Genomic DNA, 21,000 nt, shown 5'->3' on the forward strand with positions numbered 1-21,000 from the left:
ACGCCACCTTTCATGATAAACCTGTTATTTAGTTGGAGCTCATTATGAGTCAGTTTTTTTATGTTCACCCTGATAACCCGCAAGGTCGTTTAATGAAACAAGCGGCGGCCATTATTCGCCAAGGTGGTGTCATTGTTTATCCAACCGACTCTGGTTACGCTTTAGGTTGCCATATCGGTGATAAAAAAGCCTTAGAGCGAGTCTGTAATATTAGAGATATTAATAAAGATCATAATTTCACCTTAATGTGCAGCGACTTATCAGAATTGTCAGAATATACTCGTGTTGAAAACAGTGTTTTTCGTTTGCTGAAAAATAACACCCCGGGGCCTTATACCTTTATTTTTAAAGGCTCCAAGGAAGTCCCTAAACGGTTATTAAATCCAAAGCGTAAAACTATTGGTATTCGCGTACCTGACAATAATATTGCCCAAGCATTATTAGCTGAATTAGGTGAGCCAATCATGTCGACTACCTTGATCATGCCCGGTGATGCAACCGCAGAATTTGATCCTGAGCATATCCGCGATATTTTAGAACACCAAGTTGACTTGATTATGAATGGTGGGCATTTGGGCGAAAAGCCAACCACTGTGATTGATTTTTCTAATGATGAAGTTGAAATCATTCGTTTTGGTGAAGGCGATCCAACACCGTTTCAATAAAACGGCTTAGCATAATTAACGATTAGCCATGATCTTTTGAATATGAGCCTTTACGTGCTGATCTATGAAACAAAAATTTTTAATGTTGAAAGCTACTGATGCCCGATAGTACAGATAAATTATCTAATAAGATTACCCAAGGTAATAGTCCAGCGTCTGGTGTTATGTTGCAGCAAGTATTACCCTTTGCCTTGTTACGCGGTGAGGCCATCATTGAAAAACCACAAGACTTATTTATTCCCCCTGACGCTTTAGAAATTATTCTAGAGTTGTTCGAAGGGCCGCTCGATCTTTTACTGTATTTAATTCGCAAACAAAAATTTGATATTCTAGATCTACCTATTTTCCCTATTACCACGCAATATATGGCTTATGTCGATTTAATGAAAGATATTAAGTTGGAACTAGCCGCTGAATATTTGCTTATGGCAGCGATTTTAGCCGAAATTAAATCACGCTTATTATTACCCAAACAAGCTGTGACAGAAGATGAGGGTGATCCAAGAGCAGAATTGGTTAGAAAATTACAAGCATATGAAGTGATCAAAAAAGCGGCTGAAAACCTTGATGAATTACCGCGAGTTGACCGAGACAACTTTGTTGCCAATGTCGAATTAGCCGAAAATTTTGTCCCTGAAATACTGAATAGCCAAGTGGATTTAGCTGAGTTAGTAACGGCCCTGCAAGGTGTCATAAAACGCACCCAAGCTTATGAACATCATCATATTCATAAAGAGTCATTATCGACTAGAGAGCGCATGGCAGATATTTTGGCGACGCTTACACAGACTAAGAATGAGCAAGTTTATCGAAATTTTAGCGACTTATTTACCGTAAAAGAGGGCAAGCAAGGCGTTGTTGTAACCTTTTTAGCTATTCTTGAACTCATCAAAGAGTCGTTGATTGAGTGTGTTCAAACGCAAGTTTATGGCGAGATACGCGTTTGTCTTCCTCGGCATGCTCAGAGCTAGCAGAACTTATAACAGAATTTATAATAGAACTTATAAAAGAATTAAGGGCGAGATTAGCCGTAATGATAACCGATAAAATACGCCACAAAGACATCGACGATGCCAAGCTACAACGCTTGGTTGAAGCTGCATTATTTATTGCCGATAAGCCGTTGTCAGTGCAATTACTTAAACGTGATTTTTTAATTGAATATCGTATTAGTAATCTTCGTATTCGTGATATAATCATCGTTATTCAGGCCCAATATAAAGGCCGTGGTGTTGAGCTTAATAAAGTAGCCTCTGGCTATCGTTTTCAAACACCCACAGAGCTTAGTGATGATTTAGCGCATTTATATAAAGAAAGAGCACCGAAATACTCACGTGCTATTTTAGAAACATTAGCGTTAATTGCTTATAAACAACCGATAACTCGTGGTGAAATAGAAGACATTCGCGGTGTTGGTGTTAGTAGTCAAATCATTAAGACATTAACGGAAAGAAATTGGATTAAAACGGTAGGTCATAAGGAAGTGCCAGGTCGACCTGTATTGTATGCAAGTACGCAAGAATTTCTTGATTATTTTTCGCTAACATCACTCGACCAATTGCCAGAGCTAATGCCGATGACAGATTTTACTAGTTAAGGTGTTTAACACTTAGCTATAATCACCATTACAATAACTAAACACCGGGGTTATCTACCCTAAACTTAAAGAGACAGAGACGTAATAGTAGCCGGTTTTATACCCTGTTATCTGTGAAGTTACTGACGTAAGAGAGTTAAGACCTATGTCTGAAAAATTACAAAAAGTATTAGCACGAGCAGGTGCTGGTTCACGTCGTGAAATGGAAACCTACATTAGCGCTGGTCGTGTGAGTGTTGAAGGTAAAACCGCTTATTTAGGCGATCGTGTTGAAGGCAATGAACTTATTCGAGTTGATGGCCATCAAATTAAGCTTAAGGCATTAGAAGAAGACTTTTGCCGGGTACTGATGTACAACAAACCAGAAGGTGAAATGTGTACCCGCAAAGATCCTGAAGGTCGCCCAACAGTGTTTGACCGTTTACCTAAGTTAGATGGTAGTCGTTGGGTTGCGGTAGGTCGTTTGGATATTAACACCTCAGGTATGTTACTTTTTACCACTGATGGTGAGCTTGCTAATCGTTTAATGCATCCTTCAAAACAGGTTGAACGTGAATATGCCGTGCGTATATTTGGTGACGTTAATGAAGCTATGTTACAAACCTTGCGCCATGGCGTTAAACTAGAAGATGGCACAGCGAAGTTTCAAAAAATTACTTACCGAGGTGGTGAAGGTCGTAACCATTGGTTCCATGTTGTGCTATCTGAAGGACGTAACCGTGAAGTTCGTCGTTTGTGGGAAAGCCAAGATGTACAAGTAAGTCGCTTGATCCGTGTTCGCTACGGTGACATGGAAATGAAGCGTCAGTTACCTTTAGGTGGTTGGACAGAATTAAACTTAAAAGATGTTAACTACTACAGAACACTGGTTGATTTAGCGCCTGAAATACAAAGTAAAGTTAAGGTTGACGAAAAAGCCATGGATAACGCGAAAAGTCGCAGAATTCGTCGCTCAGTGAAAAAACATCAACACCGCAGCAAACAAGCCACTAGACGTAAACGTTAAAAATCGTACTATGCTAGTGCTGAAAGTTAGTGCTGAAAAAAATGACAAGTTCAATTAACTCTCGAACTTGTCATTTTTATTTGTGCTGAGCCATTAAATATCATCTTAGCAATCGTTAGAAAACAATGAGAAAATAGGCTATGGTACGCTTAAGACCAAGTTGATTAATTATCTGCTTATTTTTAATGGTTAAAATGAAAAGCTACCGCGTTATAAAATTTATAAGGTGCATAACTACTGACTAAATTTTAGGCCTCGTATTTATCTATTTTTCCTGATGAGCAAGCTGATGATTTAATGAGTTAAACTTAATGAGTCAAATTGGTATAATGCAACTTCCCATTACCCGCTGTTAACGTTTCAATGTAACAACAAGCGATTTTCTTAGTATTTGGTTTATATAGGATATTACGTGCAAGCAACTCTTGAAAGAATTTATGTCGAAGACTCCGAGCAATTACATCTAGTTTGTCAACGCTATTCCCAAGCAAGTGTACTGGCTATCGATACTGAGTTTGTGCGTACACGAACGCTCTATCCAAAATTAGGGCTGATTCAAATAAACGACGGTAAAACCTTAGCCTTAATTGACCCAGTCGCTTTGCCAGACTTATCGCCTTTTTGGCAATTACTTGAAAATCCGAATGTGCAAAAAGTGCTGCATGCTTGCTCCGAAGATCTTGAAGTTTTTCTTACCGCTGGTAACTGTCAGCCTTTAAACTTAATTGACAGCCAAATTATAATGTCATTTTTAGGTCATGGTATATCAATGGGCTATGCCGCTATGATCGCGCATTACACGGGTATAGAAGTAGACAAGTCTGAGTCTAGAGCCGATTGGATGAAAAGGCCGCTAACACAAAAGCAACTGAGTTACGCGGCGGCTGATGTTGAGCACTTGTTTGATATTCTGCCTAGATTAATGGCAGATATTGAACAGTCGGGTTGGCTGGCGGCAGTAAAAGAAGAAAGTGATGTCATGGTTGAACGTAAGTTTAAAGCTATTGATGAAAGCCAGTTGTATCTCAATGTTAAAATGGCTTGGCGTTTAAACCCACCGCAACTTTATCGACTGCAGCAATTAACCATTTGGCGCTATCAACAAGCTAAACTAAAAGATCGCCCCATTGGCTTTATTGCTAAAGATCATACCTTATTAGCCTTAGCGCAAATTAACCCCAGTAATGTCGGTGCTATGTCGAGCATTGAAGGTGTTGAATTACTTGATATTCGCCATAAAGGTAATGCCATGCTGACGGTATTAAAACGTGTAGCTGAAGCACAAGATATTAAATTACCTAAGCAAATAACTCGTCTTGACGAATATCCTGGATATAAACAGAACTTTAAAAAAGTTAAAAATTATATTAACGAATTAAGTACACAAACCAACTTATTGACAGAGAACTTAGCGTCTAAAAAACAAATAAATCAATTTCTTTCTTGGCATTTTAAGCTCAATGATGTAGAGAACAATCCCAACATGGTTGATATTATGCGCGGTTGGCGTAAGCCCTTGTTAGGTGATAAATTGCTAGCATTTGTTGAGAATGACTTTCAATAACTTAAGTATCAGTTAGGTATAAATTGCGCTTAACTGCTGCTTGAATTACGCTGAGTAGAACATCATATAACAAGTAAAGACGCTGTCGTCTTGTGATGATAACTTTACTCAAAGGTTGCTAAGATAAAGCTAAGTTAGCAACCTTTTCTAACCCATTTTTAATCATAGGTCTCCATTATGCTATGTAGTGTTTATAAAAGTTCCAAAAAAGTACAAACCTATCTCTTTATTAATAAACGAGATGATTTTTCTGATGTGCCTGAAGCCTTAATGAAAATGTTTGGTAAGCCCGTGATGGTTACTGTGCTTAACCTTGCAACAAAAGTGAAACTGGGCTTTTCTGACCTTGATAAAGTAAAAGTCAGTTTAGCCAAACAAGGTTATTACTTGCAACTAACGCCGCAGGAAGAAGATATGTTAAAAGCGCACAAGGTTAATATGCAAGGTAGTGATGATAGCCAAGGAGAACAATCATAATGCACTCTATCAACGCCATAAAATCAGTAAAAATATTATTACTTTCACTTTGTTTAGCCTTATGTTCACAAACTAGCTTTGCTGCTGACAAAGCACCGACAACGGCAGAGACTAAAGCCAGCTTTGAGCAATATATTGTTAAGCTTAAGCAAGAGGCGCTAGCTAAGGGCTTTGAGCAAGCATTAATTGATGAAGCTTTTGCTAATGTTGTGTTTCATCAACGTGCAGTAAAAGCCGATCGCAATCAGCCAGAAACAGTTGAAACACTTGATACTTATTTACCAAAACGCTTACCCGATTGGAAAATAAAGCGTGCTAGAGCAAAATATAAAGAACACGAAGTGCTGCTAAAAAAAGTAGCGGCAGAATACGGTGTGCAACCGCGTTTTATCGTCGCGCTTTGGGGTCTAGAAACTAACTTTGGCAAAATAATGGGTAACTATAATGTTATTTCTGCGTTATCAACTTTAGCTTATGAAGGACGCCGCGAAGTTTTCTTTAAAAAGCAGCTTTGGGCCGCGTTACAAATATTAAAAGAGGGCCATATTGATAGTGTCAACATGAAAGGCTCTTGGGCCGGTGCTATGGGGCAAAATCAGTTTATACCCACTTCTTTTGTCGGCTATGCCGTTGATGGTGATGGCGATGGCAAAAAAGATATTTGGGCTAACCAAGCTGATGTTTTTGCTTCAATGGCAAATTATTTGAAAAAACAAGGTTGGAGTGATCAACTTACTTGGGGCCGCCAAGTTAAACTACCCAGTGATTTTGATACCTCGTTAGCTATTCCTAAAAATACTGGCGGTCGTAAAAACTGGTTAAAAGCTTGGGCTAACAGTGAAAAAACCTTGGCACAGTGGCAAGCTTTAGGCATTCGACGCAGCGACGGTACTAACTTACCTGTAGTGGATATTAAAGCCGCCTTAGTTTTTCCTGATGACGAAAAAGGCCGTGCTTATTTGGCTTACAACAACTATAAAAGCTTGATGCATTGGAATTTATCTTATTACTTTGTCAGTTCAGTTGGACATTTATCAGATCAGATTAAATATCCACCTATTCAATAAAAAGTATTAAAAAGAAAGTATTAGATAGCACGTATTAAAAAATAATAGAAAGTAATAAACAGCGATAATTAGCCCTATGAGTAAAAAAAGTAACCGTTCGATAATAAAATCAAAAAAAATGCCGGTCGAACGTTTTTGGGAAACCAAATCATTAGATGAAATGAGCAGACCCGAATGGGAGTCATTATGTGACGGTTGTGCTAAGTGCTGTTTACATAAATTTATTGACGATGAAAGCACCACAGACGAAATGGATCTGATGCCGACAACGCATATTACTGAAAGCGAGCAAATGAGTTACTCGAGCATTGCTTGTCATTTACTTAATGATAAAAGTTGTCAATGTTCTAAGTACGAGCAACGTACTGAGCTTGTGCCAGATTGTGTGCAGTTAACCCAAGATAACTTAGATGATGTATTCTTTATGCCAACAAGTTGTACTTATCGTCGCTTAAAAGAGGGCAGAGGTATGCCGTCTTGGCACCCGCTGTTACACAAGGGTAAAAAATCAGCTATGCATCAGGCGGGCATGTCAGTTCGTGGCAAAATTGTTAAAGATAACGACGTTCAATTAGAAGATTTTGAAGACTACATTGTTCTATGGCCGCTACACGATATAGATTAAATCGGATCATACCTGGCTATTTATATTTTGCTGATTAGGTTAATAGCCAGCTAAACAGTTGACGGACTAAAGTTAGACCTACAAAAGATCACAAAAAAATTCAACGCGTCATGATCACACTCAGGCATGATGTAGGTTGGACTTTAGTCCAACAGGTTAAATGAAATTTGACCTTTTTTTGGTTTAAACGCCGAAGACAAAAATAATACTTGCTGCAGATAGCTGTGATCCCATGACGTTAACCACCCGCTTAACGGTTGACGGACTAAAGTCCGACCTACAAAAAATTACAAAAAAATCGCTGAACATTATGTTACGCGCTGTTGTAGAAGCTAATAAAGATCGAAATAAAAAAACTATATAAGCCTACTTGTGCCGTGAGCATAAATGGGCTTTTGTGAATAAAGATAGAAAAAAATTTGGCCGTAAGTCTTATTTATTAAAAAATTCCAAATAAAGTTAAAGCCTACCTTACCTTTTCTCAGTTTAAATATAAGAGTCCACGTGTGAATGCGTGGAGCATTAGGAAACGCTCTCTTATACAGATCGATAACTTTCGAGTAGTTATCGTCATATTGAGTTAGCGGTCAGAGATTAATACTCATAGCGCCTAGCTAAGCGGAAAATAATGGTTGGCTAAAATCGCGAAGCGATGGCCAACTGTTATTTTTCCGTTTAAGTAACTTATACTTTTTCTCCATTATAGGCGTTCAGAATTAGATCTGTCATCCCTCGCGATTTCAGTGCTTGCTTATCCTCTACATCAGCTCCAGAACGATCTACAATGGCAATTGCTATTAGAAACAATTCAGTAAATTGTTCCTCGTTATTAAGCTTTGTTATTATAGGATTGCAGTACCTTTCACTTTTCTTTTGGCTATTAAGCGGAGGAAAGTCATCTTCAGAAGCGATCAGTGGAACTAGCATAAGTAAATAGAACCTAATTTTTTTATACTTTTTATCTATGACACCAGAACTAAATAATGAATCTAATCTATAAAACGCTAATCCTGACATATAATATGGCGAAAATTGATGGTCCGCTTCAAATAATTTAGACCCAGAATTACCCATAGTTTTAACAAGGGTCCCTAAGTAAGTTGTAACCATATGCGGATTCTTACTAAACATTGAAGAGAATGACTTTATCTGGTTTGCGATTGTAATTATCTTTCTCTTAATAATGTTTCTATCAGTATTATATTCCTTTGCTCGCCTTTCGTAATAAAGCTTTCCTTCTCCATTAATAGAAGCATAATAATGTTGTAAGTTTTTTTGGAAGTCAGACATAGCAGCTAACTGTTCTTTTTTTATCGCAGTCTGATTATTTGTTGAAACAGTAATTTGCGATTTTATGTCTTCATTACTAGTTACAATCAACCTCAAAGGAATATTTATTTCGTCAATTCCATCATTATTTCTATTTTCATACAATACATTACTAGTCTGGCATCCATTTACAATTTGATAATCAGATACAGTCATGGAGTTGGCTGATGTTTTAATTGAGTCTGCAACAATTGTTACACCATTGTTTAAAACACTGAATAACTCTGGGGACCTGTTATTTAGTGTTTCATTGATATTACTATTAACTAAATTGGCAACACCTTGGAAGTCTCTAACGTTATCATCAAATATACTTTGTAAATTCCCATTATCGTCAATAAGGAGTTTTCTTAGTTCTGAAAACGGTAGGACACCGTAAAATGATTGATCTATGCCTTCAATTTCAGGCAGTGTAACTTTATTAGCAAAAGTAAATTTCGATGTTATTGGATTTTTAGTCTTTCTATATAGTTTTCCAAGATCATTTGCCCCTATAACATTCACTTCTACTTTTTCAAATAAATTATAACTTTCTAACTCTGTTTTTGACGAACTGACTACAGCTGAAATATTCTGGTCTTCATTTACAACACCTGTAGTAATGTAAAATGTTTTACAAATAGGGTTATCTTTAAAGTCGGATGCATTATCAAGAATATACTCAGAAAGCTCTGAGTATTTTTTTATATCATCATTACGAGCTAATTTAGGTTCCTCAGAGAAAAAGTCACTTACACCAAAGTAAAAACCATGCATTTCTTTGGTATCAAAGCTTGAAGACGTTTTAGTTTGAATAAATAAATATGTTACATCAAGAAAACCATTAGATTCTAATAAGCTATCAACTTCGTCAGTGTCTTCAACTAAATGACCATTTACAATAATAGCTAAACCATCTATTCCTGTATCGGCACCAGCGCCCACCGTAATCGTTTTGGCATCAAATGTTTTGTTGTATTCATTTGATAAAATAGAATAATTACAAAACAATTCAAAATCACTTGCTTCATCACTCGATTCCATTTCTTGGGCTTGCAAAAAGTCCTGCAATAATTTTTTTGTTATTCTATCCATTTGATTTCCCAACTCTCCATTAACATTAAAATCTAACAATTATTATGTATACGTCTCAGTAATATACGCATAATAAGTAACATTTAATTAACATTAATATCCCATACTTTCAAAGCATTAGAAACTAGTAATGCTAAATTACATGTATATTAGGGCATGTTACTAAGACCTATCAGTAATACACAATGAGCAAAAAACAAATAAAACACATTAAATTCAGATAGTTAATTGGATTTATTTAGTGTTTTTATAATAAATAGTGTATTACTAAAACGTCTTAGTAATACACCTCGAAAAATCATACTAACTTCCATATAAAAGGGCATTACATCGTTTACGCTAGTAGTTAATTCATTAGAAAATATATGGCAATATTTTTAGCTGGAATGTCAAAAATGCGCACTTTGAAGTCATGTCAAAGCCATTATATGAACGGCCGTTTTGGTAGCTTAGTTTTCTATCAGCCTGACAAGAACTTTCATCAAAAAAACACATTTTTCAATCTATAGGGAACGTTGGCTAAAATACTCATTTTCTCCCTAAACCTTTAAGCAGTTAACTTTATAACCTAATAGCGTGTTGTTCAACAGAGCCAAATAAGTAAACCCGGTTTGCCATGAAAAAATTCACCTAACACAAGATAACAACAAAGTTTGTGAACATATCGGTCAAATCTAATGCGCATAAAAAGTGCTAACTTGTCGTGCTAATCAGGAGTTAAGCGTCGGTATACTTGCACATAATTAACCGCTTGGCTGGACGTTGTACACCAGGTTTTAGTGAATAAGTTATATGCCATACCAATGCCGGTTACTAACTGTAATCGTCCGTTTGCAGCCATGTTATTTAATTCAATCGGTTTAACAAAGGCATGCCAGCTGTGGGTGCCAATGGGTAAATATCGCATAATATATTCAGCACCAACAATGGCGACCAAGTAAGATTTAATCGTGCGATTGAGCGTTGCCATGATGACACAGCCATTTACTTTACATAATTGACTACATTGCTTCAGTAAGTCTTGCTGATTGGGGATATGTTCAATGACTTCAGCATTAATCACCACATCGTAGCGATTTTCATCGTTTGTACTGGTGTGTTGAGCATGCTCGTGACGATACTCAATATCAAGTTGAGATGTTAAAGCATGACGTTTTGCGACTTCAACACTCATTTCGCTAACATCGATGCCCACCACGGTAGCGCCTGCTTTTGCCAAAGGCTCACAAACTAAACCACCACCACAGCCCACGTCTAAAATATGTAAGCCTTGCAGAGGATTTGGTTCGTTGGGATCGCGATGATAAAATGTGCAAATTTGCGCTATAAAATAAGCTACTCGCACCCGATTAAATTCAAGTGCGGTTTTGTACTGGCCGTTTGGATCCCACCAACTTTCAGCTAATTTATCAAATTTGGCGATTTCTTTAGGACTATAATTACCGGTAGAAGTGCGTTCAGTGCTATCATTTTGGACGGGATTAAGCTTACTTTTGTCTAGCATGGTAATTTTATCCTTTTTATCTAATGTTAATTAACACAAGGCATATTCATGGAAAATCAATTCAATGTATTAGGCACGCGTTTAGAGTTATGTTGTAGTAATACGGGCTTCACCCGAAAAGGGTTCTGTTATGTACCCGAAAATGATTTTGGTAACCATAGTGTCTGTGCGGTTATGACCGACGAATTTCTACAATTCTCTAAGGCACAAGGTAATGATTTAATCACGCCTAATCATATGTATAACTTTGCCGGCTTAAAAGCGGGTGACAAATGGTGTTTGTGCGCTGTTCGCTGGTATCAAGCGATTGCAGACAAGGTTGCACCACCGATTATACTTGCGTCAACTAACCAAAAAGCGCTAAAAGTTGTCTCATTAGAGGTTTTAAAAGCTCATGAGTATGCTGAGTAATCCTCTATACTCTTGCTAATATAAGTGTTTAGTACTTATGCTCAATATTCTCCTCTTTTGCTGTTTGACACTACTATTGAGTGAATGATCCCGCGTTTAGCATTTTAGTTATTTTCAGACCTAAACAAGGACGTTTTCACCTATTTAATAGGTGAGGTAAAGCCTACCGGTTTTAACGTTAATACTGAACATGACACTTCACTTAATATTGACTCAGCCGTGTTGCCAATAAAAAGTCCAGCAATACCGGTACGACATACCGTGCCCATGACGAGCAAATCAATGTTTTGCTCGGCGATGTATTTAGGAATTTCTTCTTGAGCAGTCCCCTCAATCAATTCTGTTATGGGCAAGTCGCCATCAACAAAGTGATTGTTGATAAAGTCATCAAAACGTTTTTGTCTATCCAATTGCTGCTTCATGATTAATTCAAGACGATCAACTGCAGAGTTATGGCCCCAGCTTTTTAAATAATCTTCATCAGGTAATTGCCAAGCATGTATAACATGTAATTCTGCTTTTTCTGACACCGCTAAATGGGCGGCCCATGTTAAAATGGTATTGTTAAGTGCGAGTCCTTCTTCGCTTGGCGCATAAACATCTATAGCCGCCACTATGCGCTTAATGGGCTCATCTGCTTTTGTACCAACCGCTAGTAGCGGACAAGGGCATTTCCTCATGAGGTGAATGGTGGTACTACCAAAAAACCTTCTACGACTTTGCTCACCCGTTCTGGCCGCTAATATCACCAGATCATAGTTTTCTTGCTGTACTTTTTTAATCACGGCGATAAAAGGTACGCCGATTGCATTTTGTGCGTCGACAGCAATAGCAGGGTGATAAAACTTTTTAATATTCTTTTTTAAAACTCGCTGCTGATCTTTTTGTAAATTGTCCATTAACTCCTTCGAGGGCAATAGGCTGACCAATACGAGCTGATCTTTAGGAAGTTCTTCTACCACACTAAAAAAGGTGATGTGTGAGTGATGACTTTTTGCTAATTTCATTGCTTGTGAAACAACTGCAGCTTGAATTGAGTTTGCCGGGGTTACGAGTAATAACTTATTTAAAGAAACCATTGTTTTCTCCTATCATGATCAAATTCAGTAACACTGTGATTAAGTTGTCGTTATATCTTCGGTGCTTATGCTCTTTTTCAACTTGCTGAAATCTCCAGATTGAACTGGAGTCGGTATATATGCTCACGCTTAATATATGGGTGAGACCCAATTCTCAGGTTTTAAGGTGATGACTGAAGAATTAATCGCTTGAAGTACCGATTCAGAGGTATTGCCAATTAAAAATCCAGGAATACCAGAACGGCCAATAGTGCCCATAACGACAACATCGATACCCTTGTCATTAACAAAAGCAGGAATAATAGTTTTTGGATCACCTTTGGCTAATATTTGCTCAAACTTGCACTGGGTATACTCGTTCACCAAGATATTAAGGCTCTCTTGGTATTCGCGTTCTTCATGTTTTAATAAGGTTTCAATTTTAGCGGGAGACACTCTGGTGAATGCGCCATGTTTGAGAGCTTCTTCACCATATAACGACCAGCATGACAAGATGGTTAATTTGGCATCTTTATACTGACTTAATGATGAGGCGATATCGATTATCATGCGATTTTGGGCGCGACCTTCTGCATGTTGTTCCATTGATAGGTCGACGGCAGCTAATACCTTTTTAACTGTATCCTGCTGCGTTTCTTTAATTAACCAAACCGGTTTGGGGCATTTGCGCATGATATGAAAGTCATTGCTGTCAAAGCTCTTTTCACTTTTATTTGCCACTTTGATCAGTAAATCAGCTTTGTTTAAAATAACGGCTTTAACGATTTCGATAAAGTTTTTACCTTTGGCGACACTGACTGAAATATCTACACCAGTGCTTTGTAATTGCTGTGCTAAATCAGTTAATTGGTCGAGTCGCTGGGCGATAATAAATTCGGTTAGCTCTGCAGGACCGACAATATCGGCATAACTACTGAGGATAGTTGCATGCGGTTCAACTACGTCAAATAAAGTTATTTTTGCTCCGGTTTTACTGGCCAGTTCAATGCCTCGTAATACGGCGATATCCAGTTCAGGCTTCGTTTGCTCATTAACTTTTATGATTATATGTTTAAAACGTTTCATAGGGTTATCTCCTGCTGTTGACTAGACAAATTGGCTTAAGTTAAAAAGGTATAGAGTAGAGCAGCTAGCATAAAAATCATGACAGTGCCTGGCGTATCAAGCGTTAATTGTTTGCTTAAACGCCTTGATACGCTTAGTGACCATAAGTGTAAATGACCCAGCATCATGTCGATATTTAGAGCAATTCTGGCGTTTAAATTAGCAAATTTTTGCCAAATTTTAGCGCTTAAACTTGCTAATGCTTGATAGACAATTAACAGATCGCCGGCCGGAGGCACGGGTAATTTAGCGCGTAGCTTTTTGGTGGCAAAAATGATCAATAAACCGGTAAACGCTGGCCAAACAGCAGACCAACTTAGCGTTGAAACGATTGTTTGAAACTGCTTGAATTCAAACGGCGGCGTGTAAAAATAGCTTAAACACATCAAGGCTGAAAGTGCTGTTGGTAAGATAATTCGCCAATTGGGTTTAGCGCTCGATGCCTTTAATATCGCCTGCTCTCTCATCAGTTCGATAAACCTGCCCATCAGCAATGTGGTACCTATAGCTGACATAACCAGTAACGTGGAGAACAATGGCCAGCTTGAAGTGGCATCTTTAAGTGCTGCTTTGGCTAAGGCACCACTGCTTAGTGGCAAGCCGATTAATGATAACGCTGGAACTAATACCAGTAGCCACAAAAACGGAGTGAGCTTATGGCCGGGTTTTAATGTTGAACTGAGCCCAACACAAAAAAACAAGCTTGCCTTGGCAAAACCATGATGCATAGCAAAAAGTACTATAGCGGGCAACAATAATGCCCAGCTGTCAGGGGTCGCTAAAGCAAAACCAATACTGGCGACTATAATGCCGAGCTGACTAACCGTTGAGTAAGCTAATACGGTTTTAGCATTGTCTTGCAATGCGCCATAAATGGCAGCCAAGAAAGTGGCGCCAAATCCAAGCACCATCATGGGTTGGGCCAAGACATTGATGCTTGCATCACCTAAGGGCAGAAAACGTATCCAACCTAACAAACCTACTTTCACCATAACCGCACTGAGCAGGGCACTAGCGGGTATAGGTGCCACGGGGTGCGCTTTAGGCAACCAGACATGCAAAGTGGCCAAACCGGCTTTAACGCCAAAACCGATAATCAATAATGTTGAAACCCAAACAACAGGTAATTCGTTTGTGCCAAATTCAGCGTAATAAGTTCTCCCCACTAAGCCAAGAAATAACACTATTTCTGAAAATATCACCCACCGGATATAAGTTGTTGCCGCTGACTTTGCTTCGTCACTTTCTGAATGCAGGATCAGCGGGTAAGCAGAGAAACTCATCAGTGCAAAAAAAGCAATAAAGGATGAAATTTCTTGCGATAACACCACGCCAAGGTTGCCTATCATGGTTAGGATAAAGAACAGGTAAAAACGGTTTTGTTTGTTATCGTTAGCCATATAAGTTTGGGCATAAAGCGTGGCAATAAACCAAATGGCTGAAGTTAATAATAAAAATGACTGCTCGACCCTATCTTCATTAACCACAAGTAGCGCCGCTAATAATGCGGGTAATGGGGCAAGCGGGATCAAACGAATGACTTTAGCGCGTAAAGTTTTAAACGCCATAGCGAACAATAATAAAGTGGGTAAAATCAATATCCAAAGGTGACCCGTACTGTATTTAAGTGCTATACCTGAAATATCCGGAAAAATGGCTTGGTACTCCCGCGAGGCAATCAACGCAGACCAAGTGAGTGGGCTATAAGCACTTGAGGCAAATAAGCCAACAGCTAAGGCGAAAAAAGCGGTAATTAAAGGTGGTAGCAGTAGCATCCAATGTGTTTCTAAACGCAACTTAGCTACTTCTTTGGGCCATGGCTGATCTTGCTCTTTGAACCAAATGGCATGAATGATAGGTAAAAAATAGCAGGCATTTAATAGGCTACTAATGGCCAGTACGCCGAGTACCCAATAGGCCTGTGCTTCTAATGCACCCACACCTAAATACCATTTAGACACAAAGCCGGCGATAGGAGGCACACCAATCATGCCAAATGCAGCTATGGTGAACGCGGCCATCGTAAGGGGCATACGTTTACCTGCACCATTCATTTGGCTGATTTTATGAATTCCTAACGTTTCTGCAAGATTACCTGCACAGAAAAACAGCGTGATTTTCATTAAACCCTGATGTACTAAGTGCACTAGGCCACCAATCGTGGCTATTGGCCCTGCAATAGCAGTACCGAGCGCAATATAAGAGACCTGACTTACGGTTGAATAGGCTAAGCGTCTTTTAAGATCGTCCTGACTCAAAGCCTTAACTGAGCCGTAGATGATGGTGAAGCCAGCAATAACGGCCAGTAAAACGGTTAGTCCTAAATCACTGGCAAATTCGACACCATAAATATCATAAACAACGCGCACGATACCAAACGCCCCGGCTTTGACAACGGCAACGGCATGCAACAAGGCACTTACCGGTGCCGGTGCGGCCATTGAAATAGGTAACCAACCATGTAAAGGGAACAAAGCTGCTTTGACACCTAGCCCAGCTATGAGTAAAACAAAAATGATCTGTAAATGGCTGTGGTTTAAGCCGGGCAACTCAGCCAACAAACCTGCTGAGGTAAAGTCGAGTGGTCCAGCTAGCACTTTTAGCCAGACCACACCAGTTAACAGCAATACGCCACCTATCATGGTATAGATAAGATAGGTGCGGGCAGCTTTAATCGATGCCGCGTTGCCTTTGTGGGCAATTAGCGGGTAGGTAACGAGTGTCAGTAATTCATAAAAAATTAAAAATGTAACTAAATTTCCAGCAAGCGCTAAGCCTATTGTGGCACCAACACATAAGCTAAAAAAGGCAAAAAATCGACTTCGATTAGCACTATTTTTAAAATAGCCGATGGCATAAATAGTGGTAAACAACCATAACAGACCTGACAAGCTGACAAATAAAAGTGACAGGGCATCGCCGTGAAGAACAAAGTCAATATTAGGTAACAGTGGTAGGCGCGTTTCAAAGTCTAAGCCATTGACAACACCTGACAACAACATGGCGATTAGGCCAAGTGTCATCAGTGCGCCACCAATATTTAGGCTTCGACGCTGCAAGACTCTATGCTCAGGTGTCGCCATAACGGCCAAACCAACTAAAAGAGGACAAAGGACAATGAACGCAGGTAACAGTGTGCTCATGTTCATATACCATTTACCTCAGTTACTGTATTACTGATATTAAGAATAAACTCTGCATTTAAACCTAAGGCTAAGGTGATCAGCGCAAGTATTAGGGCGACTGTTGTCATAACGCTTGATACGGGCACTGACACTGACGATACTGGCGCTGTCGATTTTTCTGTGGGCGACTCAACAACAGCAGGGTCTGTAGAAAAGGCTAAACTCAATACTTTGAATAAATACATAGCCCCTAAGAGTCCGCCTGTAATTACGACGATCACCCACCACCACTGACCACTTTCGATAGCCGTGGTGAGTAATAACCATTTGGCGATAAAGCCAGCACTCGGCGGTAAACCAATAAGGCTGATGCCCGCGATAGCAAAGACTAAAACATTAAGTGGCTCGCGCACCGCAATACCCTTGAGTTGAGCAATCTCGCCATTACCTTGCGCTAAGATCAAATTGCCAGCCGCTAGAAACATTGCCGCTTTTGCGCACGCATGTGCAACGATGAAATAGACTGCTGCCTGTGATGCAGAGCCAGTAAACGAGCTAACCCCCATTGAGTATTCACTTAACGGAAACAATAAAAATATGTAGCCAAGTTGGGCAACCGTAGAATAAGCAATAAGCAGCTTTAATTGTGTGGCACGAAATGCGCACCATGAGCCATAAATAATGCCTGCACCACCCAAAGCACCTAACACTTGAGAGGCACCCAAGGTGGTGGTTTCGCCTAATACGTCAAACCAAAATTTTATTAAGATATACAACGAAGCTTTAACTACTAGCGCAGAAAGTATCGCGCTAACCGGTGTTGGGGCATTTGCATGTGCGGGTGGTAACCAAAAATGCAGTGGAAACAAAGCTATCTTGAGCAGAAGTCCAATAGTGATTAAGATCATCGCGACCTTATCAGGAAAACTATGGCTGGCTGTTTCAGCCATTTGCATTAAATCTAGCGTGCCATGACTACGATAGAGAATAGCAATGGCGAACAAGTAAAAAAGTGAACCTAATAGACCGACTAACAAATACCTTAATGCGGCTTGTAAGGCGGCGCGATTACCTTGCAGGGCAACCAAGGCAGCGGCAGAGAGTCCGATAATCTCTAGACAGACATAAATGTTAAAAGCATCTGCTGACATAAACAGGGCATTAAGCCCTGAGATTAAGAACCACCACAAGGGCCAAAAACGTAAGCTTTTTTCGCTAGCGTTATATTTATCTGAAAAATATGAGGCGCTATACAGAGTTATTAATAGTGTAAGCAAGCCCGTTAGTGCGAGCATCAAGATTGAAAAACCATCAACAATGAGATCTATGCCAAGAGGGGCTCCCCAACCACCAATGACATAACGCTCACTTTGATCAGTTTGTTCATCTAAAAACAGCAGCGTTGTTAACACAACGAGTAAAAATTGCGTTAGTGAAAAAGATATATTTATCAGGCCTTGTAGCCGATTTCGGCCGATAAGGAACGCTATTATTGCTGCCAGTAATGGCAAAAATACTATGGCTGGCAAGAGCAGCGATGAGCTTAGGTCATTCATCACTTGCTTTGCTCTCGGTTAGACTGATCCATGTGATGAATTCGCACCATTAGATTAAGGGCGAGTGCGGTGCCTGCTACGGCGATGACAATGCCGGTCAATACCAGAGCATGAGGCAATGGGTCAACCACCAATGGGTTGCGTTTAGCTAAGGCAATCAAGAACATAAAGATACCCACGCCCATGACATTGAGTGCCAGTATTTTTCGCATCACATGGCTAGCCACCACCACACCAAAAAAGCCAATAGCAAAAAGTGCTAAGCCAGCCATAGAGTAAAGCAATGCAGAGGTCATTTTATAGTCCGGTGTTTATGGTCGGTAACTGATATATTTTCACTAGCAATAAAGCTGCTATAAAGTGAGGCTAATGCAAGGATTATTGAGACCGTAGCGCAGGTTTCTATTAACAGTATCAGCAAGCCAGAAAATGCTAGGGGATAAGTGAGTAAGCTGCCTTCAAACCAAATAAGGGCTGTGCCGATAGTGATAAATACCACTAAACTAAGCACTAACAAAACACGCGCCATAAAAGATGTGTAGTTAACCTGATAAGTATCACTTTGAAACAGCAGCACGCTAGCACCTGCCAACAAAGCGCCAGCTTGGAATGCACCACCAGGCTGATGTGCACCCGCCCAAAGCAAATAGCCGGCAAAAATGACCACTGCGGGTGCAATCCAACGCTGCAGTGTCGATAGCACCAAATTTTTTTTACTTACTAGGATGCGTTTAAAGAATGGATCATGGTGATCACGCGTGGGTAAAATAGCCAGAACAACCACCAGTAGCACGGCGATTTCAAGCAAGGTGTCGTAGGCACGAAAATTGAGTAACACAGCGGTAACTGGGTTAGTAACACCACTAAGCTCGATATTCTGAGTAATTAAAGGGGCTAGGCCAGTGTTATGTCCCTTATCGCTAAGTACTATTGTTATCGTTACGGCTAATAAGAGTCCGGCAACCAATATTGAGGCAATTAAGCTTAATGCACTTTTATCGACTGCGGGGCCGTCATATTTAATATCTAATTTGTTAAACATGCTCTCTAGTATCCTTTTGGCTTTTCTTAGCGTTAGTCACATTTGGCTCAATTGCTTTTGTGGGGTGAGGCCTAATGCGATTCCATGCAGCTAGCAATAAAGCGCCGGTGATGCCTGCACCAATAGCGGCTTCGGCAATAGCGACGTCAAAGGCCCCAAGCTGTCCCCAAGCAATAGCAGCTAAAAGGCCCAAACAAACAAAAAATACGATACAGCGAAAAAGCGAGAGAGAAAAAATACTCATCCAGCCAAGGGTAAGCATACTGAAGATTAACAGAGCATCAAAAATCATCACTAGGTTCATAATTCACTCTCAACTGAAGGTGGTGCTGGTGTTTTTAAGGATTGCTCGTTAATCACTTGAGAGGCGATTAAATAGCTGCAAGCGGCACTAGAGAATATAACCAAGCCCCAAACAAGCACTAACTTTAAGCCATCAGTAAGTGAAGACAGTTGTGGTAATAACCCAATTACCATTAATCCAAGACCTAAATTGTCAGCCTTGGTTAATGCATGTAGGCGACTGAGTACATCGGGGAATCGTATTAAACCAACCGTGCCAGCAAAGAAAAAAAACAACCCTGCTAAGCAAAATACCACACTAAAAATATCAGCTAAATTCATTGAGATTTACCTCTAAGTTGGGTAAAAGTTACAATTGTTATCGACGTTAACAACGCAAGTACCAAGGCGACATCAAGCAGATAAGGCTGATCTTGAATAACCGACAGAAGTGCTAATATAGCAACACCTATAGTGCCCACTAATTGCGTTGTCAAAATACAATCTGCGTAACTTGGTGCGCGCAATACAAACAGCAAACTTAACAGCAGTAAAATAGCTAACACTATGCTGGTAATTACTAATAGGGTTACCATCACTTTTCACCATCAATAAGCGGTTGAACGCTAGTGCCTAAAAGCTGTTTAATACGTATTTGGCAATCGTCTATTTCGGCCTGATTGAAGGTGTTCATATCTAGCACATGAATGGTGAGCTCTTGAGCATTTTGTCTAGCGCTTACGGTACCGGGCAATAAACTTAGCACCTGCATAAAGGTAAATACTTGCGAGTCGTTGGCTAAATCTGTGTGATATTTTATAAAACCAGGCGAAAGCTTTAGCTTAGGGCTAAGTGCCAATTTAGCGATAGACCATCCGCCTCGCAAAGATTGAACATAGAAATAATATAAAAATGATAGAATACTGAATGGTTTTTTTAGCCACTGATGTCGTTTTTGTTGTTGTGGCGCTAAATAGAGGCTAAGCACGCTAGCCATGGTAATAAAAACAATACCTAGGCCCAGAGAATTTTGCTGCCAACGGGTAAGTAAGCCCCAAAATAGGCTAAATAAAGCGAACCGAATAAAGAATCTCCAGCTCAATACTGAGCGAAAGCTGAACGCAGATGGTGAACTCGACAATTCATTATTTTGCTTGATAATTTTCATTTTCTTCCCTAAATATCTAAGTCAATATTCACTTTATAAAAAGTTACGTTCAAGTTTATAATAGGTTGATATAAAGTTAATGTAGCGTTTATTTCAGATACATTGATAAAAATGCAGTTTCGGTCACAGCAGAGAAAATAAAAAGTCGAATTAAACGACATATTAAGTCGAATTTATCGATAACAATATTTCAACTTAAATTAATGCAGCAGGGAGGCTTTAAATAACAGCGATGAAATTAAGGCTCTGTTGTCGCTAATTATTGTCGCCTCAGATGAAATTAACTGGCTTAGATATTCCCATTTGGCTCATCATATTTTAAAAG

At 39.5% G+C, this 21,000-nt stretch carries 21 protein-coding genes; 9 read left to right on the plus strand and 12 right to left on the minus strand.

All coding sequences use genetic code 11. From position 1 onward, the window contains the following. Positions 1 to 44 precede the first annotated feature (44 nt). The 8 genes from H4J59_RS02720 (at position 45) to H4J59_RS02755 (ending at position 7,001) form a co-directional block, all read left to right on the plus strand. Complete coding sequence (locus H4J59_RS02720; protein ID WP_182236584.1) at positions 45 to 665, plus strand: L-threonylcarbamoyladenylate synthase; 621 nt, start codon at positions 45 to 47, stop codon at positions 663 to 665. A gap of 98 nt (positions 666 to 763) precedes the next feature. Next, positions 764 to 1,636 (plus strand): ScpA family protein, encoded by an 873-nt coding sequence (locus tag H4J59_RS02725; RefSeq protein WP_182236586.1) that lies wholly within the window; start codon positions 764 to 766, stop codon positions 1,634 to 1,636. 62 nt (positions 1,637 to 1,698) lie between these two features. After that, positions 1,699 to 2,262 carry an SMC-Scp complex subunit ScpB gene (scpB, locus tag H4J59_RS02730; protein WP_182236588.1) on the plus strand — a complete coding sequence of 188 codons (564 nt, stop codon included), beginning with the start codon at positions 1,699 to 1,701 and terminating at the stop codon, positions 2,260 to 2,262. A 145-nt stretch (positions 2,263 to 2,407) separates the two neighbouring features. Next, a complete protein-coding gene (gene rluB, locus H4J59_RS02735) occupies positions 2,408 to 3,268 on the plus strand; it encodes a 23S rRNA pseudouridine(2605) synthase RluB (protein WP_182136367.1) in 861 nt (286 codons plus the stop codon). A gap of 412 nt (positions 3,269 to 3,680) precedes the next feature. After that, positions 3,681 to 4,832, plus strand: a complete 1,152-nt coding sequence (gene rnd, locus H4J59_RS02740) for a ribonuclease D (protein ID WP_310733151.1) — start codon at positions 3,681 to 3,683, stop codon at positions 4,830 to 4,832. A gap of 177 nt (positions 4,833 to 5,009) precedes the next feature. Further along, positions 5,010 to 5,309: a YcgL domain-containing protein gene (locus H4J59_RS02745; RefSeq protein ID WP_182136368.1), complete on the plus strand. Its 300-nt coding sequence runs from the start codon at positions 5,010 to 5,012 to the stop codon at positions 5,307 to 5,309. Further along, a complete protein-coding gene (locus H4J59_RS02750) occupies positions 5,309 to 6,376 on the plus strand; it encodes a lytic transglycosylase domain-containing protein (protein WP_182236590.1) in 1,068 nt (355 codons plus the stop codon). Before H4J59_RS02745 ends, H4J59_RS02750 begins: the two co-directional genes overlap by 1 nt. A 76-nt stretch (positions 6,377 to 6,452) precedes the next feature. Beyond that, positions 6,453 to 7,001, plus strand: a complete 549-nt coding sequence (locus H4J59_RS02755; protein WP_310733152.1) for a YcgN family cysteine cluster protein — start codon at positions 6,453 to 6,455, stop codon at positions 6,999 to 7,001. 684 nt (positions 7,002 to 7,685) lie between these two features. On the opposite strand, the gene H4J59_RS02760 is transcribed toward H4J59_RS02755, so the two are convergent. Then, the gene (locus H4J59_RS02760; protein ID WP_182236592.1) at positions 7,686 to 9,404 is read right to left on the minus strand and encodes an AIPR family protein; all 1,719 of its coding nucleotides are present in this window, start codon (positions 9,402 to 9,404) and stop codon (positions 7,686 to 7,688) included. 706 nt (positions 9,405 to 10,110) lie between these two features. Continuing rightward, positions 10,111 to 10,908: a bifunctional 2-polyprenyl-6-hydroxyphenol methylase/3-demethylubiquinol 3-O-methyltransferase UbiG gene (ubiG, locus tag H4J59_RS02765; protein ID WP_182236594.1), complete on the minus strand. Its 798-nt coding sequence runs from the start codon at positions 10,906 to 10,908 to the stop codon at positions 10,111 to 10,113. Between the two features lie 48 nt (positions 10,909 to 10,956). On the opposite strand from ubiG, the gene H4J59_RS02770 reads away from it, so the two are divergent. Beyond that, a complete protein-coding gene (locus tag H4J59_RS02770; RefSeq protein WP_182236596.1) occupies positions 10,957 to 11,319 on the plus strand; it encodes a DUF2237 family protein in 363 nt (120 codons plus the stop codon). 140 nt (positions 11,320 to 11,459) lie between these two features. On the opposite strand, the gene H4J59_RS02775 is transcribed toward H4J59_RS02770, so the two are convergent. From H4J59_RS02775 to H4J59_RS02820, 10 genes are all read right to left on the minus strand, one after another. Beyond that, positions 11,460 to 12,398 (minus strand): universal stress protein, encoded by a 939-nt coding sequence (locus tag H4J59_RS02775; RefSeq protein ID WP_182236598.1) that lies wholly within the window; start codon positions 12,396 to 12,398, stop codon positions 11,460 to 11,462. Positions 12,399 to 12,527: 129 nt separating this feature from the next. After that, positions 12,528 to 13,463: a universal stress protein gene (locus tag H4J59_RS02780; protein WP_182236600.1), complete on the minus strand. Its 936-nt coding sequence runs from the start codon at positions 13,461 to 13,463 to the stop codon at positions 12,528 to 12,530. Between the two features lie 35 nt (positions 13,464 to 13,498). Then, the gene (locus H4J59_RS02785) at positions 13,499 to 16,645 is read right to left on the minus strand and encodes a complex I subunit 5 family protein (RefSeq protein WP_259369365.1); all 3,147 of its coding nucleotides are present in this window, start codon (positions 16,643 to 16,645) and stop codon (positions 13,499 to 13,501) included. 2 nt (positions 16,646 to 16,647) lie between these two features. Further along, positions 16,648 to 18,183 carry a complex I subunit 5 family protein gene (locus tag H4J59_RS02790; protein WP_182236604.1) on the minus strand — a complete coding sequence of 512 codons (1,536 nt, stop codon included), beginning with the start codon at positions 18,181 to 18,183 and terminating at the stop codon, positions 16,648 to 16,650. Further along, the gene (locus tag H4J59_RS02795) at positions 18,183 to 18,479 is read right to left on the minus strand and encodes a cation:proton antiporter subunit C (RefSeq protein WP_182236606.1); all 297 of its coding nucleotides are present in this window, start codon (positions 18,477 to 18,479) and stop codon (positions 18,183 to 18,185) included. Before H4J59_RS02795 ends, H4J59_RS02790 begins: the two co-directional genes overlap by 1 nt. Continuing rightward, complete coding sequence (locus tag H4J59_RS02800; protein ID WP_182236608.1) at positions 18,476 to 19,225, minus strand: MnhB domain-containing protein; 750 nt, start codon at positions 19,223 to 19,225, stop codon at positions 18,476 to 18,478. The genes H4J59_RS02795 and H4J59_RS02800 overlap by 4 nt, the downstream gene beginning before the upstream one ends. Continuing rightward, a complete protein-coding gene (locus tag H4J59_RS02805; RefSeq protein WP_182236610.1) occupies positions 19,218 to 19,529 on the minus strand; it encodes a hydrogenase subunit MbhD domain-containing protein in 312 nt (103 codons plus the stop codon). The genes H4J59_RS02800 and H4J59_RS02805 overlap by 8 nt, the downstream gene beginning before the upstream one ends. Beyond that, entirely contained in the window at positions 19,526 to 19,849 is a 324-nt protein-coding gene (locus tag H4J59_RS02810; protein ID WP_182236612.1) for a monovalent cation/H(+) antiporter subunit G, read from the minus strand. The genes H4J59_RS02805 and H4J59_RS02810 overlap by 4 nt, the downstream gene beginning before the upstream one ends. Beyond that, on the minus strand, positions 19,846 to 20,103 hold the full coding sequence (locus H4J59_RS02815) for a monovalent cation/H+ antiporter complex subunit F (RefSeq protein WP_182236614.1): 258 nt from the start codon (positions 20,101 to 20,103) through the stop codon (positions 19,846 to 19,848). Before H4J59_RS02815 ends, H4J59_RS02810 begins: the two co-directional genes overlap by 4 nt. After that, a complete protein-coding gene (locus tag H4J59_RS02820; protein WP_182236616.1) occupies positions 20,103 to 20,675 on the minus strand; it encodes a Na+/H+ antiporter subunit E in 573 nt (190 codons plus the stop codon). Before H4J59_RS02820 ends, H4J59_RS02815 begins: the two co-directional genes overlap by 1 nt. Positions 20,676 to 21,000 lie beyond the last annotated feature (325 nt).

The sequence above is a fragment of the Colwellia sp. MB02u-10 genome (assembly GCF_014077185.1).
In the GTDB taxonomy this organism is placed as follows: Bacteria; Pseudomonadota; Gammaproteobacteria; order Enterobacterales; family Alteromonadaceae; genus Cognaticolwellia.

Excerpts from the sequence above, each read along its gene's own strand:
- H4J59_RS02720 (WP_182236584.1), top strand. The coding sequence starts at position 45 with ATGAGTCAGTTTTTTTATGTTCACCCTGATAACCCGCAAGGTCGTTTA.
- H4J59_RS02725 (WP_182236586.1), top strand. The coding sequence starts at position 764 with ATGCCCGATAGTACAGATAAATTATCTAATAAGATTACCCAAGGTAAT.
- scpB (WP_182236588.1), top strand. The coding sequence starts at position 1,699 with ATGATAACCGATAAAATACGCCACAAAGACATCGACGATGCCAAGCTA.
- rluB (WP_182136367.1), top strand. The coding sequence starts at position 2,408 with ATGTCTGAAAAATTACAAAAAGTATTAGCACGAGCAGGTGCTGGTTCA.
- H4J59_RS02745 (WP_182136368.1), top strand. The coding sequence starts at position 5,010 with ATGCTATGTAGTGTTTATAAAAGTTCCAAAAAAGTACAAACCTATCTC.
- H4J59_RS02750 (WP_182236590.1), top strand. The coding sequence starts at position 5,309 with ATGCACTCTATCAACGCCATAAAATCAGTAAAAATATTATTACTTTCA.
- H4J59_RS02755 (WP_310733152.1), top strand. The coding sequence starts at position 6,453 with ATGAGTAAAAAAAGTAACCGTTCGATAATAAAATCAAAAAAAATGCCG.
- H4J59_RS02760 (WP_182236592.1), bottom strand. The coding sequence starts at position 9,404 with ATGGATAGAATAACAAAAAAATTATTGCAGGACTTTTTGCAAGCCCAA.
- ubiG (WP_182236594.1), bottom strand. The coding sequence starts at position 10,908 with ATGCTAGACAAAAGTAAGCTTAATCCCGTCCAAAATGATAGCACTGAA.
- H4J59_RS02770 (WP_182236596.1), top strand. The coding sequence starts at position 10,957 with ATGGAAAATCAATTCAATGTATTAGGCACGCGTTTAGAGTTATGTTGT.
- H4J59_RS02775 (WP_182236598.1), bottom strand. The coding sequence starts at position 12,398 with ATGGTTTCTTTAAATAAGTTATTACTCGTAACCCCGGCAAACTCAATT.
- H4J59_RS02780 (WP_182236600.1), bottom strand. The coding sequence starts at position 13,463 with ATGAAACGTTTTAAACATATAATCATAAAAGTTAATGAGCAAACGAAG.
- H4J59_RS02785 (WP_259369365.1), bottom strand. The coding sequence starts at position 16,645 with ATGAGCACACTGTTACCTGCGTTCATTGTCCTTTGTCCTCTTTTAGTT.
- H4J59_RS02790 (WP_182236604.1), bottom strand. The coding sequence starts at position 18,183 with ATGAATGACCTAAGCTCATCGCTGCTCTTGCCAGCCATAGTATTTTTG.
- H4J59_RS02795 (WP_182236606.1), bottom strand. The coding sequence starts at position 18,479 with ATGACCTCTGCATTGCTTTACTCTATGGCTGGCTTAGCACTTTTTGCT.
- H4J59_RS02800 (WP_182236608.1), bottom strand. The coding sequence starts at position 19,225 with ATGTTTAACAAATTAGATATTAAATATGACGGCCCCGCAGTCGATAAA.
- H4J59_RS02805 (WP_182236610.1), bottom strand. The coding sequence starts at position 19,529 with ATGAACCTAGTGATGATTTTTGATGCTCTGTTAATCTTCAGTATGCTT.
- H4J59_RS02810 (WP_182236612.1), bottom strand. The coding sequence starts at position 19,849 with ATGAATTTAGCTGATATTTTTAGTGTGGTATTTTGCTTAGCAGGGTTG.
- H4J59_RS02815 (WP_182236614.1), bottom strand. The coding sequence starts at position 20,103 with ATGGTAACCCTATTAGTAATTACCAGCATAGTGTTAGCTATTTTACTG.
- H4J59_RS02820 (WP_182236616.1), bottom strand. The coding sequence starts at position 20,675 with ATGAAAATTATCAAGCAAAATAATGAATTGTCGAGTTCACCATCTGCG.